Below are 16,483 nucleotides of genomic sequence, written 5' to 3' on the forward strand. Positions count from 1 at the left end.
TACTCACTCAGCCTCTTAGGAAGTATTCCTTCAGCTAAATGTCAAATTTAGCTACACAAACGTCACGGTGTCAAGCACGGCAATGACAGTAAATTTTCAAAACTCGAATTTTAACCTTTTATTTTATCTTAGTTTGCACGAGGGAAGCCGCTGCGGGCAAGACGGATACCGTTGTTAGAATAAGTATCAGTAACACTGTTAGTATAAGAGCTATAAACATGTGCCCAGGTACTACTATCACTGAAAGAGCCACTTATACGTATACATTCTCCGCTTGCATTTTCAGCAATAGGATCTGTTACAACTCCTAAAGGAATGCTTTCTGATCTATCAGAACAAAACTCCCAACAGTTTCCGCTCATATCATAAAGTCCAAGTCTGTTAGGCTTTAACTTTCCAACTTCATGAGTTTTCTTAGTACTAGCATCTAAATCGTTATTATACCATGCAACATCAGATAAAGCATTAATATCACTAGTACCGGCGTACGTATAATTCCAGTCAGTAGAAGCGCTTTGGTCTCCACCGCGCGCAGCAAATTCCCACTCGGCAGCTGTAGGCAGACGGAAGCCGTTTTTTGATAAATCACAAGAAACACTTTGCCAAGTATTTTTTGCACTGGGATAATTTGGTTTTATATCACTATAAGCAATATTTTCACAGTCAACTTTTTGACCATTTTCATCATATGCTGTATAACATTCCTCAAGCCCCATTAATATAGAAAGCCTGTTGCAAAACACAATTGCATGATACCAGCTTATCGACTCAACTGGACGAAGCTTTTGAGTTTCTCCATCTTCTGGAGGATAAGAGCCTCCTTGGAACTTGCTTGGATTTTCTCCCATTACGGCTTCAAAAAGTTCCTGCGTCACTTCGTACTTACCTATGCTGTATGGGCTTAAAGTTACTGTGCGGCCGTCAATAAAAACGCCTTCGCTTCCGCTTCCTGTGATTGTCGTGGCGACATCAATTACTGTCGCAAGGGCTGTCTTTTCAAGCTTGGTTTTGTTTATAACTATGCTTCCGTCTTCAGCAATAGAAAAGATGTTAGACAAAAGTATTAAGGTTAAAGAGCATTCTGTAGTTTTATCAGCTTCAACTTTTATATCTTTGCTTCCAGATGCGATAAGCTCATCATTGTTCGCAGAATCTCTCGCTTCTGCCTCAACGGTATATTCACCGGCTTCAAGCTCCGTGAACTCTATTACCCCCCCCAACGCCGCATCTTTCTCTATAGTCTCACTTTCGCCAATTACACGCACAACGAACTTGTCGGCATTTTCCTTATTGTAAAGGTAGTAGCGTCCGCTGCCAGGCAGAGCTACACGGATTGAGCCGCCTTTTTCTGAGCCGCCGCTCATGTTCATGCAGGACGCCGCCACAAATAAAAACGCAAATAAAGCTAGAACAATAAATTTCTTCATAAAAGACCTCTAGTTTTTTGGATTGTCGGATCAAGTCCGACAATGACAACTTTCATTTCTCTGTCATTCCCGCACTTGTTTCATCTCTCTGTCATTGTCGTACTTGAATTTCCCTGTCATTCCCACACTTGATATGGGAATCTCTTTTATAATCAACTTTTTAATAATCTATTTTACATTATAATGAATAAATCGCAATAAATACAAGAAACTCTTTGTTTTTTCTAATCAGTGTGGAAAAATCAGCCTGCTAAACAAAAAGCCTCCAGTGCAAACTATTCAAGTTACACTGGAGGTGTCGTTTTTTCTGGCATTCAATGGCTTTTATTAAGTTGCCATTGCATTGGCCTCAATTTATTTTTATAAATTATATTCCAAAGCTTATATTGCGCCTCGAAAAGTGATATTAGTACATTGTAATGTTCCTACATCAAAAGCTGTACTTACTTCTTTGTGTAGGTTATATCGGCAAGTTCTTGCTTTAGCTTTGTAGAAGGCTGAAAAAGCACACGTACATTAGTTATATCATTTGAAGTAACGTCTTTTTCCACCTGCTGTCCTTTTGCCCTAAACGACAATTTAAGGATACCAAAGTTATCAAGCCTTACCTTGTTTGAGTTTTTCAGGTAATGCGGCACTTTATCCAAGAAGCTTTCGATAACAGCCACAATATCTGCCGGATTAAGCGTGCATCCCTTTGAAATTTCACAAGCCAACTGACGGATGTTGATTTCATCGGAATATTCCGCTGTTGCATAAAACTTAGACTCTTCCCTGTTAATGGGGTTTTCCCTTTTTTTTACAGAATACATCATTTCGGTGATTCTCCTTAATAAAAATATGAAGCACTCTCAATAAGCACCTCCGCTAGCAAATAATTTTTTAGAAGCTCCAACGGAACCTCATACTTCCGGCCGGAAAGTACAATAACAAGTTAATAAAAATAGCCTAAGTTGCCAACTTTTTTTTGCAGAATTTTTATATTTTTTTACAACAGGTCAAAAGCCAGTGAGGTTTGGGTCAAAACTCAGTAACTTTTAGGTGAAAACTCAGTAACTTTTAAAAAAAACTCACAGACTTTTGAGTGAAACCTCAGTGAGTTTTGAGTGAATTTTTGCATGAAAAAATAAAGAATGATTTTACAACATCGATTTGCATCTTGTTTAAGAGAAATTTCTGATTTTTCTAAAAGGCAGAATGTCGAGTTTTAATAAAACAGCTACTAAACAATTATTCCTATGCAACAAGGCTGTCATTGCTATGCAAACATCGCAGGGGCAAGCACGATAATAACATTAAATCATAAAACTCAAAATTGAACCTAAAATATTGATTATAAACTCAACTAGCTTTATTTCTAAATCCCGCTTAAATATTCTGAAATATTTGCGTTTTTATACAAGTCGTAGGCTTCATCAATAACTTCTTTCAATATGTCATATGTGTCATCTTCTTCACGATTAAAAATAACTTCCGCAAGACAAACTAAGGAATACGGATTATTTGTTGGGAACTTGTTTTTGATTGTATCAAGAAAATTATAATCTATATCGTGGAGAATTTTTTCTTTCAATAAAGGCAAAGTATATTTCACAATTTTTTTCTGGCAAGCAAACAAAAAAAATGCGCGGCTTTGGAATCGAACCAAAGACCCCAAGCGTGTCATGCTTGTACTCTAACCAACTGAGCTAGTCGCGCAAAATATGCACTTATAATAACAAAACTTTTCTCCAGCGTCTACCCTATTAAAGCAGGTTCTTAGGGTGCACCCCCCTAAGCGGTGCAAGGAAAGAAGGGTGGTATGGAGGGAGGAAAAATAGCGATGAAATCGCCTTGCTTTCAACCGAATTAATTGGTTTTCCTCCCTCCAAAAAAAGGTTAATTGAAAATTCACTTTTTAACTGCTAGAATCTTTGGCATGAATCTTTTATCTGTGAATAACCTTGCAAAAATCGGGCGTGAAAAACCTTTGTTTACAGGAGTAACATTTGGCTTGAACGAAGGAGACAAGGCAGCTCTTATAGGACGCAATGGAACTGGAAAGTCAACTCTGCTTAACACAATTGCAGGCCTGCTTTCCCCGGACGAAGGAACTGTTGTTCTTAACAAGGAAGCCGGAGTTTCTTTTCTTGCACAAAATCCTTTGTACAGCAAGGATGACACAATCAAAAGCCACATATTCAAATTCCAAAGTCCCAAGCTCAAGACAATCCGCGAATACGAAGAAGCCTGCGACGAGCTTCAAAAAACAAACTCGCAGCAAGCCCAGCAAAAGTTCAACACATTGAACGAAAAAATGCAAAAGGACAATCTTTGGAACTACGAGTCCCAGATAAAGTCAATTCTTACCACGCTTGGAATAAACGACCTTAACCGCAAGATGGGAGAGCTTTCAGGCGGAATGATAAAAAAAGTCGCGCTTGCACAAGTTCTTGTTGAAGACACAAAGCTGCTTCTTTTGGACGAGCCCACAAACCATCTGGACATTTCCACAATTCTTTGGCTTCAAAATTATCTTGCCGAAACTAAAAGGTCAGTTCTTATGGTAACCCACGACCGTTATTTTTTGGACGCAGTCTGCAACAATATCTATGAACTTGCGCGCAACAAGATAAAGCTTTACACAGGCAACTATTCAACTTACCTTGAAAAAAAACAGACAGAAGCGCAGATTGAAGCGAACACAGAACGCCGCATTGAATCCGTTTTGAGGTTTGAGCGCGACTGGCTTATGAGAGGACCTTGCGCCCGCGGAACAAAAGCAAAGGCAAGAATCCAGCGCGACCAGGCTTTAATAAACCGTGAAAAGTTTTCCGCAGACAAGGGCTTTACTTTTGAAGTTGAAGGCAGAAGGCTCGGCGGAAAAATTCTTGAGCTTCATAAAATCACAAAGAATTTTCAAAAAGGATTCGCATCTTCGGGCAAAAGCAAAACAGAAAATGCCTTTCCAGTTCTTAAAGACTTTAGCTACAGTTTTAACAAAGGCGAAAAAATCGGCGTGTTCGGCGGCAACGGCTCTGGAAAAACTACGCTTTTGAATATAATCACGCAGAAAATCCAGCCAGATTCCGGCGAAGTTGTAAAAGGCGAAAACACTTCTATTGCTTACTATGAGCAGAATCCACATTTTGAAAACACGGAACTTACAGTTCTTGACTACATAAAGGAAGCGGCGGACGTTATGAAAATGAATGACGGCACAGTTTTAAGCGCGCCTCTTTTTCTTGAGCAGTTCGGCTTTGAAGGAAAAATTCAGCATTCGCCAGTGGGAACTTTGAGCGGCGGAGAGCGCAAGCGGCTTTATCTTGTGCGACTTTTAATCAGCAATCCGAATTTTCTGATTCTGGACGAGCCTACAAACGACTTTGATATTTTTACAATGAATATTCTTGAGCAGTTTTTGCTTTCGTTCAAGGGCTGCCTTTTAGTTGTTAGCCACGACCGTTACTTTATGGACAAAATCTGCGACACAATGTTTATAATGGAAAACGATGGAAGTGTTTCCGGTTTTGTAGGGAAATGCTCTGAATATCTTGAGCTTGAACAGGAACAAAGCGCGCAACAAAAATCACAATCCAAGCAGGAAGAAAAAACAGAAAAGACTCCAGTTCATCAGAAAAAGAACAAAATGTCGTTCAAGGAAAAAAAGGAATTCGAGCAGCTTGAGCAGCGCATATTTGAGCTTGAAGATAAAAAGCCGGAACTTGAAAAACTTATGGCCTGCCCTGACTACGAAAAATCCTCAAAAGCCGGAAAAGAATACGCAGACCTAGAAAAAGAGCTTGAAGAAGCATATTCAAGATGGGAAGAACTTTCCGCGCTTGAAATGTAAACGGAGGTACTTTTATGGAAGAAAAAATCGAACAGTTGAAACAGCTTGTAGAAAAATCCCAGAAGATTGTGTTTTTTGGAGGAGCTGGAGTCAGTACAGAAAGCGGCATTCCAGACTTTAGGAGCGTTGACGGACTTTACAATCAAAAGTGGGCTTATCCGCCGGAAACAATACTGAGCGCGACTTTTTTTCATTCAAATCCAAAGGAATTCTACAGATTCTACCGGGAAAAACTTCTTGTTTCCGGAATAAAGCCGAACATTACGCATTTTAAACTTGCGGAACTTGAAAAACAAGGAAAACTTCTGGCAGTCGTAACTCAGAATATTGACGGACTTCATCAGGCGGCAGGAAGCAAAAATGTCTTTGAGCTGCACGGAAGTGTCCTTAGAAACTACTGCACAAAATGCGGAGCGTTCTACGATGAAAAATATATTGCTTCTCATTCAGACCAAGACGGACTTCCACGGTGCGAAAAATGCGGGTCCCTCATAAAGCCGGACGTTGTTCTTTACGAAGAATCTTTAAAGGATGAAGTTGTAAGCGGCGCAATCAAGGCAATAGGCAGCGCAGACCTTTTGATTATCGGAGGGACTTCGCTCACTGTTTATCCGGCGGCAGGAATGATTCATTATTTCCGCGGAGAAAACATTGTGCTTATAAACCGCGACCCGACTCCAAGCGACGGAATTGCAAACCTCGTTCTGCACGAAAACCTTGGAAACGTTTTTTCAAAATTGTAGTCAAATATCAAATTTTATATTTTACTGTCATTATCGGGCTTGACCCTGCGATGTTTCTGAAAAAAACTCGGTTGATAATCTGTTGGAAAGATTCCTGTGCCAAAGCACAGGAATGACAATTAAATTTACTTTAATGCCATTCTTTGCGCCAAAACTGTTTTTAGGGAAGCAAGTGTTTCTTTTACTGCGGACTCATTGCTTCCTGAAAGAACTGAATCGCAAGCTGAACTTACGGCTGTAATGTTTCCAAGGATGTCTTGCTCAAGCTTTGCAGAAAAAATTTCATTTGAGCCGGCAATTTTTTTTGCTTCTTCGGCAAGTTCCGCTATCTGTTTTTTTTCTTCATCAAACTGGCTATTTAAATTTTGCGATTTCTGCACAAGAAGATTCATTGATAAATCAATTCTTTCCAGCAAATCGGAATTTTCTTTTTTATTTCCAGACTTCTGAAAAAGCCTCTTCATAAAATCTGTAATTTTCATAGTTAAACATTATCTCTGATTTGCAAAAATATGGCAATACAAACCTTGCGCGCAAAAGTCTTGACCTTGCAATTCCATGAACTATAAACTAAAGCAAAAGGTCAAATGTTGAGTTTTGATAAAAACAGTCATTTCTGTGCTTCGACACAGGAATCTGTTGTAAAATTTAAATAGATTATCGGGTCAAGCCCGATAATGACATCAAATTATAAAACTCGAAATCAAATTTAAAGAAAAAGGCTGATGAAAAAATGAATGCAATTTACGCCGCCGGGCTTAACGGAGAATTCGCACTAGAAAATGGAACTCTTCCATGGAAAAAAGTTCCCGAGCTTCAAAAAGAATGCAAGGAAGACATGGCTTTTTTTAAACAAATGACTTTAAAAAAAGCCGTCATAATGGGATTTAACACTTTTAAAACTCTGCCTTTTCCGCTCAAAGACAGGCTGAACATTGTAATAAAAAGAAACGCTGTTCCGCAAAAAATAGAAAACACAGGCAATGAGTTTATGTTTTTTTCTTCTATTGAAGAAGCTTTAAATGCGCTTAACTTTTTTTGCCCGGATGATATTTTTTTAATAGGCGGAAAAAAGCTATTTGCAGAAGCGTTCAGAAAGAACCTTGTGGACGGCATTATCTACGAAACAGTTTTTTGCAAGAACTTTCCAAATGCAAAAATTTTTATAAACCGCCCTCAAAAGTTCAGTCTGATAAATTCAAGGAAAAGCGGAATTCTTGTTTTTAATCAGTACAGAAATCTGGAAGCTCCAAAGGCTCAATTCCAAAGCGGCTTGCAAAATCCCTAGCTTTCCAGGCGTTCATTATAACATCCTGAGGATTGTGCGCATCAGAATTGCAAATTACACGGACATTCGTAAGGGACGCCATTTCCCAGAACTCAACAAACGGGTAAGGGTAGCGCATTCCGCGCTTTGTATGATTCGGAGTTCTAGTTATTCCAAGTCCATTTATTTCAATAGGCAAATCTAAATCAGAAGCCGCATCCAAAATTGCCTGGCTGCAAGCCTTTGACTGGTCGTCCCATTCCTTGTAGCCTGCCATAAACAAATCCGGGTGAGCAAGAAAAGCAAAATGACCGCTCCGCATTCCTTCTATAGTTTGGTCAATGTATTTGTTCAAAAGCGAAGGGCTTTCAACATCGGGAATATAAATATGGCTTGATCCGTCTGCAACCCAGTGCGAGCCAAGAACAAGATAGTCCGCTCCAAAGTTCGCCTTAAGCTCATCGTACCAGCCGGTGTATGATTCTTCCCATTCACATTCATATCCTTGGTAAACAGGAAACGCCGCAGCTTCCTTTGCCTCTTCAATCCATTCGCTGTATTCAGAAGCCTCTTTTGTTGTCATTCTTATTTCCGGCCAGTAGTCAAAAAAATCTTCCGGATAAGGGCAATGGTCAGAAAATCCCAAAGCAGTGCAGCCTTCCAGCATAGCCTGATTAACATAATCGACCGGCTGTCCTTTTGCATGATGGCAAAGCTCTGTGTGCGTATGAAAGTTAGAAATTGATTTCATATATGTTTGATTTTAGTAAAAAAGAAGAATTATGTTAAGGGCATAAAAAAATCCCCTCCAGTTTCCTAGAGGGGAAGTTAGCATTTAGCCGCTAAACATCAATGAAAATTATTTCTTTGTTGTTTTTTTAGCAGGAGCTTTTTTTGCTGATGCTTTTGCAGCTGGTTTCTTTGCTGTTGACTTTGCAGCCGGTTTTTTAGCAGGAGCTTTCTTTGCTGGGGCTTTTGCAGCCGGTTTCTTTGCTGTTGAAGTCTTTTTTTCTGCTACAGTTTTCTTTGCAGTAGCTGGCTTTTTTGCTGGGGCTTTTGCAGCTTTTGCAGCGGCAAGAGCTTTAATAACAGCCTGTGCTCCGGCAAGACGTGCAGCTGGTACACGGAATGGTGAGCAAGAAACGTAGTTAAGACCAAGTTTGTAGCAAAGAGCGATTGAATCTGGGTCTCCGCCATGTTCTCCACAGATTCCAAGGTGAAGGTCAGATTTTACCGAGCGTCCCTTAGCTTCTGCAATTTCCATAAGAGCGCCTGGTCCGTCTGGATCAAGAGTCTTGAATGGGTCTTTTTCGAGAATCTTCTGGTCAAGGTAAGAATCAATGAACTTGCCATAGTCATCACGGCTAAAGCCGAATGTTGTCTGTGTAAGGTCATTTGTACCGAATGAGAAGAAGTCAGCGTACTGTGCAATCTGATCTGCTGTGCAAGCTGCGCGTGGGAATTCAATCATAGAACCAATCTGGAACTTGAGTTTTGTTCCCTTTGATTCGTTTACTTTTGCAATTACAGCTTCTGCCTGTGCGCGGATCTGCTTGAGTTCGTTTACAGAAGTTACGTTAGGAATCATAATGCGAACATCATGTGCAATTCCGTCCTTTTCTGCGTGTGCAGTTGCCAAAGCGATTGCTTCAACCTGCATTTCGTAGATTTCAGGATATGTGATTGCAAGACGGCATCCGCGGTGTCCAAGCATAGGGTTGTGTTCGTTGAGGTCAGCGAACTTTGCCTTGATTGTTGCAACAGAAACTCCGAGCTTAGAAGCAAGAGCCTGAGCTTCAACATCTGTAGCAGCCTGAATGAACTCGTTAAGAGGCGGGTCAAGAAGACGGATTGTTACAGCGCGTCCGCCCATTGTCTTGATGATTCCGTAGAAATCTTTTTCCTGAAGTGGAAGAATCTTTGCAAGGTTTTCTTTGCGTGCTTCTGTGTTTTCAGAAATAATCATCTTCTGGAATGAAGAAAGTTTTGGCTCCTCAAAGAACATGTGCTCTGTGCGGCAAAGACCAATACCGTTTGCGCCAAACTTGAATGCCTGTGGAGCTTCGTTCTGCTCTGCATTTGCAAGAACATCGAATCCTTTTACAGTCTTTCCAGAAGCTGTTTTGCGTACAGACTTTGCGCGGATTTCATCAGCCCAGCCAAGGAATGTTTCAAGGTCGCCAGAAACTTTTGCTTCTTCTACAGGAATAAGACCTGCGTAAACTTTACCAGTTGAACCGTCAATAGAAATATTGTCGCCCTTCTTGAAAGTCTTGTCGCCAATCTTTACTGTTTCTTTGTCTACGAATACAACTGCTGCGCAACCGCAAACACAAGGAGTTCCCATACCACGTGCAACAACAGCAGCGTGTGAAGTGCGTCCGCCTGTAGATGTCAAGATTCCTTCTGCAACGTACATACCTGCAATGTCATCAGGAGATGTCTCTTTGCGAACGAGCATTACTTTCTTTCCAGCCTTGTTCCATTCAACAGCTTCGTCTGCTGTGAATACAATCTGTCCGGCTCCAGCTCCAGGAGATGCGTTAAGAGCTTCTGCGATTGGTGCAGCGGCTTTAAGAGCTTTTGGCTCAAACTGAGGGTGAAGAAGCTGGTCAAGCTGATCTGGCTTTACACGGAGAAGAGCCTGTTCTTTTGTGATGAGTTTTTCTGCAACCATGTCAACTGCCATTTTAACAGCTGCCGGTCCTGTGCGTTTTCCGTTGCGGCACTGAAGCATATAGAGAGTTCCTTCCTGAACTGTGAACTCCATATCCTGCATATCGTGATAGTGCTTTTCAAGGCGAGCGCGGATTTTGCAAAGCTGATCGTAAATCTTTGGATTTGTTTCAGCAAGCTGAGAAAGGTGCTGAGGTGTGCGGATTCCAGCAACAACGTCTTCACCCTGAGCATTCATAAGGTATTCACCCATGAATTCGTTAACACCAGTAGAAGGATCGCGGCTGAAGCAAACACCAGTTCCTGATGTGTCGCCCATGTTTCCAAATACCATTGCCATAACAGTTACGGCTGTGCCTTTGATAACTCTTTCATCAATGTTGTTGAGCTTGCGGTATGTGATAGCACGAGGATTCATCCAAGAACCAAATACAGCTCCGATTGCTCCCCACATCTGTTTGTGTGGATCCTGCGGGAAGTCTTCGCCCTTTTCTTTCTTGTACATTGCCTTGTACTTAGAAACAATTTCCTGAAGTTCTTCTGTAGTAAGATCTGTATCCTGTGTGATTCCACGGTGAGACTTAACTTCGTCGATGATTTCTTCGAACTTGTCGTGATCTACACCCATTGCAACGTTGCCGTACATCTGAATAAAGCGGCGGTATGCATCCCATGCAAAGCGTGGGTTCTGTGTTTTGTTTGCAAGACCAAGAACTGAATTGTCGTTAAGACCGAGGTTGAGGATTGTGTCCATCATACCAGGCATAGATTCTGCAGCGCCTGAGCGAACTGAAACAAGAAGCGGATCTTTTGCATCGCCGAGCTTTTTGCCCATTGACTTTTCAAGCTTTGCAAGATACTTAGCAACTTCTGCATCAAGTCCTGCCGGATACTTTTTGCCTAATTTGTAGTATTCCTGACAAACATCAATTGAAATTGTGAATCCAGATGGAACAGGAAGGCTCAAAGGTTTCTTTGCCATCTGAGCAAGGTTTGCGCCTTTTCCACCGAGGATTGGACGCATTGATTCATCGCCTTCTGCGTCGCCATCACCAAAGTAATAAACATATTTGGTCTTAGCCATTATGTCCTCCATATATATATGTGAAGAAAATTATAATGGTAATTTCTTGTATCGTCAACAAATGTTTTTAATATCAGCAAGAATTGCAAATTAAAATTTGAATTTTTTCAAAAGGAATTCTTTAAAGCAAATCGCAGACTTCTCAATTTATCAAATCCACAAAAAAAATCGCCAAGTTTTTCCAATCCATACAGCAAGTTCATATCTTTAACGTGAGCCAAAATTTCCCAATTTTCACAAAATTAACTTCATCTTCTGCGTCAAAAAAATTCAAATAAAAAGGCAAATTCAACGGTCATAGCACAAATTTTCAAGCAAACACAAAACTCAAACGCAGATAATAAGCCAAAAACAAGCGAAAAAGGCATTTATTCAGCAAATTGCTGACTTTTCTCCACTTGGCACGCATTCTGCTATATATTTAGTGTACGGCTGAAAGGCAGTACGAAAAAAAATTAAAACAATGCTGTAAAACCAGCGAGGAGATTTATATGAACGAACTTTCACTTTTAGATTCACTTTTTGGAAATGACGGATTTGCATTGCCAAGCTACCGCGAAGCAGCTTTTGCCCCGAAAGTAGACGTTGTGCAGAAAAAAGACAGCTATGTGCTTTCTATGGATTTGCCTGGAAAAACTGAAAAAGATGTAGACATAACGCTTAAAAACGATGTTCTTACAATTTCTTCTGTTGAAAACGCAAAGTCTGATTCAGGAGAAAAGAAAGAAAAAGTTGACGATGTTTACTACATTCTGCGCGAACGCACAACAAGGCACAGCCAATTCAAACGTTCATTTACTTTGCCAAAAGACATTGATGCCAACAAAGTAAACGCAACATTCAAAAACGGCATTCTTTCTATTGAAATCGGACGCAAGGAAGATTCCACAGAAAAGAAAATTACAATCAAAAGCGAGTAAAAAAAATTAAAAAATTTTTTAAAAACTGTTGACAAAGAAAATGCAATGATGTATATTCTAATCAGCTTATAAAGCTGATAAAACTCTCTCCTTTAGTTCACGAAAGTGAACGGCAGAACCCCGGGCATCCGGGGTTCTGTTCATTTAAAGACATTAATTTTATTATTGATTCTAGTTGTCTGTCATCAAAATTATTAGATTCAATTCCGAGTTTTATGATTTAATGTCATTACTAGGATTGACACTGCGATGTTTGCACAGGAATAATTGTTTAGTAGCTGTTTTATTAAAATTCGACATTCGTCTTTTACGGCAAAATATTTTTTTTCAGTTTTTATAAAAAAAACTACATCGACATTCCTATAGAAAAGCCTGTCCTGAATTCTTTTTCTGTAATATTGTAAATGACTTCAACTGAACAAGCCGGAAACGCGACTTTTGAAAGGTACATTTTCATTCCGCCGCCAGCTCCCTGATTAAAAACCCAAGTCCTGTCAAAGTCTTTTGCGCGCGCTGTCTGATAAACCGCATAAACAGAAAAAAGGCCTATTTTTGTCTTGAGCGCAGCATATTCAAGCCCAATAGAAAGTCCTGCCATTGAATCAGAAGAAAATTCGCTAGGAAAAAGACTAACAGAAGCTGAACGTCCGCCAGTGTAAAAGACAATCGGAGCGTCGAATTCATAGAAGCAAGACGCTGACTGCACAATTCTAAGCTTGTCAAGAATCGGCTGCTGAATTTTTATTTTAAGCTCAAATCCGTTAAAAACATCCCGGCAAGGCGTAACATCAACAAAAGCCTTTGCGGCTGCGGATTTTTCAGACATAAAAACACCGTTCCAGTCAGCGGTTTTAAAATCTATTGTGGCGGAAGATTCCCATACTTTTTCAGATTCAATCTCGCCTTTAATTTCGTCCGAGCCGTCAATTTTTACAATTCCAAACCCTGTGTTTAATTCCGCAGAAAAACAGTCAAAGAATTTTTTGGAAACGCCAAGGCTTCCGCGGAAAGAAAGAGAGCCAAAATCGTAAACTGAATCGTCTTTTGTTGTAACAAGCTCCGTGTCTGATTTTGAAATTCCTGTGTAAATCGAAAATCCCAATGACGAGCCTTTTGGCGGACGTGAAAAAAATGTCATTCCAGAAATGTTGTCGCGCGAAAAAATTCCGCCTAGAATAAAAAAATCCTTCAACCCCATCGCATTTGAATCAATAAGAAATGCGCCCGCAGAAAAAAGTCCGTCGTTAACGGCAACAATCGGCAACGGCAAAATGGACATTTTCTCTTCAAGTGAAATTTTCACGCAGCTTTCGTTTTCGGTTATAGGCTCGCATTCAATTGAAATGTTTGTAAAAAGATTGTCCGCCTGAAGCGAATTTTCTATGCTGTGCAAGGTTTCTGCAGAGGCTTCTTTTCCAATGAATTTTTTTAAATCACGCTGAGCAGCAAATTCTTTTGTACGCTTTAAGCCTTGAATTTCAAATTTTGTAATTATAGGCTCCGCATTCAGAAAACCTGCAAAAACAGCAAAAAGCGCAACTGCAAAAAATGATTTTTTCATTTAAAACATCTCCATTTATTGTAAATTGCTGAAGTTTTATTTTTACAACAAATGGGAAGATTTAGCAATATAATGCAAGAAAAAGAATTAAACGTAATTAAAATCTGCCAAGCATAGACAAAACAAGAGAACCGCTCAATGAAGCCGCTTCATTTTCATTAAAACTGTAAGTTGATTCTCCGTCATCGTCCGCCATATCGCTCATGCAACGGATAATTACAAACGGAATTTCATTTATCCAGCAAGCGTGCGCAACGGCAGCTCCTTCCATTTCAACACAAGCCGGAGAGCAAGTTTCCTGAATTGCAGATTTTTTTTCTTTGTCGCTTACAAACTGATCTCCTGTGGCAATCCGCCCAAACACAAGCTTATGTTCCGCCGGAAATTCTTTAAATGCAGAACGAGCCGCTTCAAGCATTTTGCCGTCCGCCGGAAAATCGCTGCATTTCATCTGCGGAATTTCAGTTTTTTTGTAGCCGAATCCTGTTGCGTCCATGTCGTGATAAACCGCATCCGTGGAAGCAACAAAGTCAAGAACTTTAAGCCCAAAAGCCATTGCGCCGGCAATCCCAGTGTTAATTATATGCGTGCATCCAAACTGAAGAATCAGCCGCTGGGCGCACAAAGCAGCATTTACTTTTCCAACTCCAGACTGAACCAGAACCACAGAAGAGCCGTTTATTTTTCCTTCCGTAAATATCATTCCGCCAGCCTTAGTTTCCGCTGAATTTTCTTCCAGTTTAGACTTTAAAAACTCCAATTCAACGCTCATTGCACCAATTATTCCAATCTTCTTTGACATAAAATGTTACTCCTTGCGAAATACCGCATTGTTTATAAAATTTTTCGTAAAAATTCTTCAAAATTATTGACTACATTAAAGTTTTCATATAGATTATAGCCAGCAGTAAATAAAATGACAAAATGAAGTCAACACGCTTCATAAACGGACTGTCTTTCTCCTCCTTAGGGCAGCCCGTTATTTTTTTTGTCAAAAACAGAATAATAGAAAGCAAAAGGAATTTCAATTTTCAATCTACGAATTGACACAAATTTAAAAAATCAATATATTGTTTTTTAGACAATGACGTCTGTTTTTTGGGTATTTTTATGTCCTTAGAACAGGCGTCTTTTTTTTGCCAATTAATTGAAAAAGGGGTTATTTATGTGTGGATTTGTTGGCGCATTTGATTTAAACAGCGGCTCACAGCCAATTGATGAAGGTTTAAAAGAACAGCTTCGTTCCCAAGTTCTGGATATGTCTAAAAAAATCCGTCATAGGGGACCGGACTGGAGCGGGGTTTACACAGGAAACAACGCAATTTTAAGCCACGAACGTCTTTCTATTGTAGATCCGCTTTCTGGAAAACAGCCGCTTGTTAGCGATGACGGAAAAATTATTCTTGCGGCAAACGGTGAAATTTACAATCATCAGGAAATCCGCAGACAATTTGCAGGAAAATATAGCTTCAAAACACAGAGCGACTGCGAAGTTATAATTCCGCTTTACAAAAAATACAGAGCAGAAGAAAACGGCTTTTGCAAAATGATAGAAGAGCTTTCTGGAATTTTTGCATTCGCGCTTTATGATTCAGAAAAAGACGTTTATTTAATTGCCCGCGACGAAATCGGCGTTATTCCGCTTTATCAGGCATGGGATAAGCAGGGACGTTACTATGTTGCTTCGGAACTAAAGGCTCTTGAAGGACAGAACATGGTTTCTATAGAGGAGTTTCCAAACGGACATTATTTCTATTCAAAAGACAAAAAACCGACTCTTTGGTACAAACGCGACTGGGAAGAATTCAGCGCAGTAGAAAACGCAAAACGCGCAACAGATGACAACGGAGAAATCATAAATGAAGATGTGATTCAGAATGTGCGCGATGGACTTGAAAAAGCCGTAAAGCAGCAGCTTATGAGCGACGTTCCTTATGGAGTTTTGCTTTCAGGAGGACTTGACTCAACTGTAATCGCGGCAATAACACAAAAATTCGCAAAAAAAAGAATTGAAACCGGATCTTTAAAAGATGCCTGGTGGCCGCAGCTTCACAGTTTTGCAGTAGGACTTGAAGGCAGCCCGGACTTAATCGCAGCAAAAAAAGCCGCTGACTTTATAGGAACAGTTCACCATGAAGTTCACTTTACAATTCAGGAAGCGCTGGATGCTCTTGAAGACGTAATTTACCACATTGAAACTTACGACATCACAACCGTGCGCGCATCAACACCAATGTATCTTCTTGCCCGCGTTATAAAATCCATGGGAATCAAAATGGTTCTTTCTGGCGAAGGAAGCGATGAGCTTTTTGGCGGATATTTGTACTTCCATAAAGCGCCTAATGCCCGCGAGTTCCATGAGGAGCTTGTACGCAAAATGAGCAAACTGCACCTTTACGACTGCCTGCGCGCAAACAAATCTCTTGCAGCCTGGGGAGTTGAAGGCCGAGTTCCTTTCCTTGACAAAGATTTTATTGATATTGCAATGAGGTTGAATCCTCTCGACAAAATGAATATAAAGCTTCCGAACGGAAAACAGCGCATTGAAAAATGGATTGTCCGCAAGGCATTTGAAGACATTCTTCCGCCTGACATTTGCTGGAGACAAAAAGAACAGTTCAGCGACGGCGTAGGCTACAGCTGGATTGACACATTAAAAGAAATGACAGCGCAGAAAGTTTCGGATGCAGAATTCGCCCAGAGAGCAAAAAGATTCCCGGTAAACACTCCTGTTACAAAGGAAGAATATTACTACAGGGAAATTTTTTCAAACCTCTTCCCAAGCGAAAGCGCAGCACTTGTAGTTCCGCATGAAGCCGGAGTCGCCTGCTCAACAGCAAAAGCCCTAGAATGGGACGAAGCCTGGAGCAAAATGGACGAGCCTAGCGGAAGAGCTATAAGCGGCGTACACAATGACGCTTACAAAAGATAGTTTTAAACTGAATGTCGAGCCTGTCATTATCGGGCTTGACC

General features: G+C 40.4%; 13 protein-coding genes and 1 tRNA gene. 5 read left to right on the forward strand and 9 right to left on the reverse strand.

Features of this window, described 5'->3' with window-relative positions:
• Nucleotides 1-128: 128 nt before the first annotated feature.
• The 4 genes from B4C08_RS01165 to B4C08_RS01180 all read right to left on the reverse strand — a co-directional run bounded on the left by B4C08_RS01165 (nt 129) and on the right by B4C08_RS01180 (nt 3,125).
• Complete coding sequence (locus tag B4C08_RS01165; RefSeq protein ID WP_296662220.1) at nt 129-1,427, reverse strand: SUMF1/EgtB/PvdO family nonheme iron enzyme; 1,299 nt, start codon at nt 1,425-1,427, stop codon at nt 129-131.
• A 443-nt stretch (nt 1,428-1,870) separates the two neighbouring features.
• Nucleotides 1,871-2,239 (reverse strand): HU family DNA-binding protein, encoded by a 369-nt coding sequence (locus B4C08_RS01170; RefSeq protein ID WP_296662221.1) that lies wholly within the window; start codon nt 2,237-2,239, stop codon nt 1,871-1,873.
• 545 nt (nt 2,240-2,784) lie between these two features.
• Nucleotides 2,785-3,021 carry a hypothetical protein gene (locus tag B4C08_RS01175; RefSeq protein ID WP_296662222.1) on the reverse strand — a complete coding sequence of 79 codons (237 nt, stop codon included), beginning with the start codon at nt 3,019-3,021 and terminating at the stop codon, nt 2,785-2,787.
• A gap of 30 nt (nt 3,022-3,051) precedes the next feature.
• A tRNA-Val gene (locus B4C08_RS01180) sits at nt 3,052-3,125 on the reverse strand.
• A gap of 220 nt (nt 3,126-3,345) precedes the next feature.
• Between B4C08_RS01180 and abc-f the strand changes: the two genes are divergently transcribed.
• Together abc-f and B4C08_RS01190 are read left to right on the forward strand one after the other, a co-directional pair.
• A complete protein-coding gene (gene abc-f, locus B4C08_RS01185; RefSeq protein ID WP_296662223.1) occupies nt 3,346-5,259 on the forward strand; it encodes a ribosomal protection-like ABC-F family protein in 1,914 nt (637 codons plus the stop codon).
• 14 nt (nt 5,260-5,273) lie between these two features.
• The gene (locus B4C08_RS01190; RefSeq protein ID WP_296662224.1) at nt 5,274-6,002 is read left to right on the forward strand and encodes an NAD-dependent protein deacylase; all 729 of its coding nucleotides are present in this window, start codon (nt 5,274-5,276) and stop codon (nt 6,000-6,002) included.
• A 125-nt stretch (nt 6,003-6,127) separates the two neighbouring features.
• Here the strand turns inward: B4C08_RS01190 and B4C08_RS01195 are convergent, their stop codons facing one another.
• Nucleotides 6,128-6,484, reverse strand: a complete 357-nt coding sequence (locus B4C08_RS01195) for a hypothetical protein (RefSeq protein WP_295799976.1) — start codon at nt 6,482-6,484, stop codon at nt 6,128-6,130.
• Nucleotides 6,485-6,735: 251 nt separating this feature from the next.
• Here B4C08_RS01195 and B4C08_RS01200 point away from each other — a divergent pair, with 251 nt between their 5' ends.
• A complete protein-coding gene (locus tag B4C08_RS01200) occupies nt 6,736-7,290 on the forward strand; it encodes a dihydrofolate reductase (RefSeq protein ID WP_296662225.1) in 555 nt (184 codons plus the stop codon).
• Here the strand turns inward: B4C08_RS01200 and B4C08_RS01205 are convergent.
• Together B4C08_RS01205 and ppdK are read right to left on the reverse strand one after the other, a co-directional pair.
• Nucleotides 7,226-8,020, reverse strand: a complete 795-nt coding sequence (locus B4C08_RS01205) for a histidinol-phosphatase (protein ID WP_296662226.1) — start codon at nt 8,018-8,020, stop codon at nt 7,226-7,228. The two genes, B4C08_RS01200 and B4C08_RS01205, sit on opposite strands and share 65 nt — an antisense overlap.
• A gap of 108 nt (nt 8,021-8,128) precedes the next feature.
• Nucleotides 8,129-11,029, reverse strand: a complete 2,901-nt coding sequence (gene ppdK, locus B4C08_RS01210; protein WP_296662227.1) for a pyruvate, phosphate dikinase — start codon at nt 11,027-11,029, stop codon at nt 8,129-8,131.
• Nucleotides 11,030-11,520: 491 nt separating this feature from the next.
• Here ppdK and B4C08_RS01215 point away from each other — a divergent pair, with 491 nt between their 5' ends.
• The gene (locus B4C08_RS01215) at nt 11,521-11,949 is read left to right on the forward strand and encodes an Hsp20/alpha crystallin family protein (RefSeq protein ID WP_296662228.1); all 429 of its coding nucleotides are present in this window, start codon (nt 11,521-11,523) and stop codon (nt 11,947-11,949) included.
• Nucleotides 11,950-12,295: 346 nt separating this feature from the next.
• On the opposite strand, the gene B4C08_RS01220 is transcribed toward B4C08_RS01215, so the two are convergent.
• Nucleotides 12,296-13,510, reverse strand: coding sequence for a hypothetical protein (locus B4C08_RS01220; RefSeq protein ID WP_296662229.1), 1,215 nt, complete (start codon nt 13,508-13,510; stop codon nt 12,296-12,298).
• Nucleotides 13,511-13,607: 97 nt separating this feature from the next.
• Nucleotides 13,608-14,312, reverse strand: coding sequence for a 5'-methylthioadenosine/adenosylhomocysteine nucleosidase (locus tag B4C08_RS01225; protein WP_296662230.1), 705 nt, complete (start codon nt 14,310-14,312; stop codon nt 13,608-13,610).
• 363 nt (nt 14,313-14,675) lie between these two features.
• Between B4C08_RS01225 and asnB the strand changes: the two genes are divergently transcribed.
• Entirely contained in the window at nt 14,676-16,442 is a 1,767-nt protein-coding gene (asnB, locus tag B4C08_RS01230; RefSeq protein ID WP_296662231.1) for an asparagine synthase B, read from the forward strand.
• Nucleotides 16,443-16,483: the final 41 nt, after the last annotated feature.

Origin of the sequence: Treponema sp. UBA753 (assembly GCF_002297325.1) — a bacterium.
GTDB lineage: Bacteria > Spirochaetota > Spirochaetia > Treponematales > Treponemataceae > Treponema_D.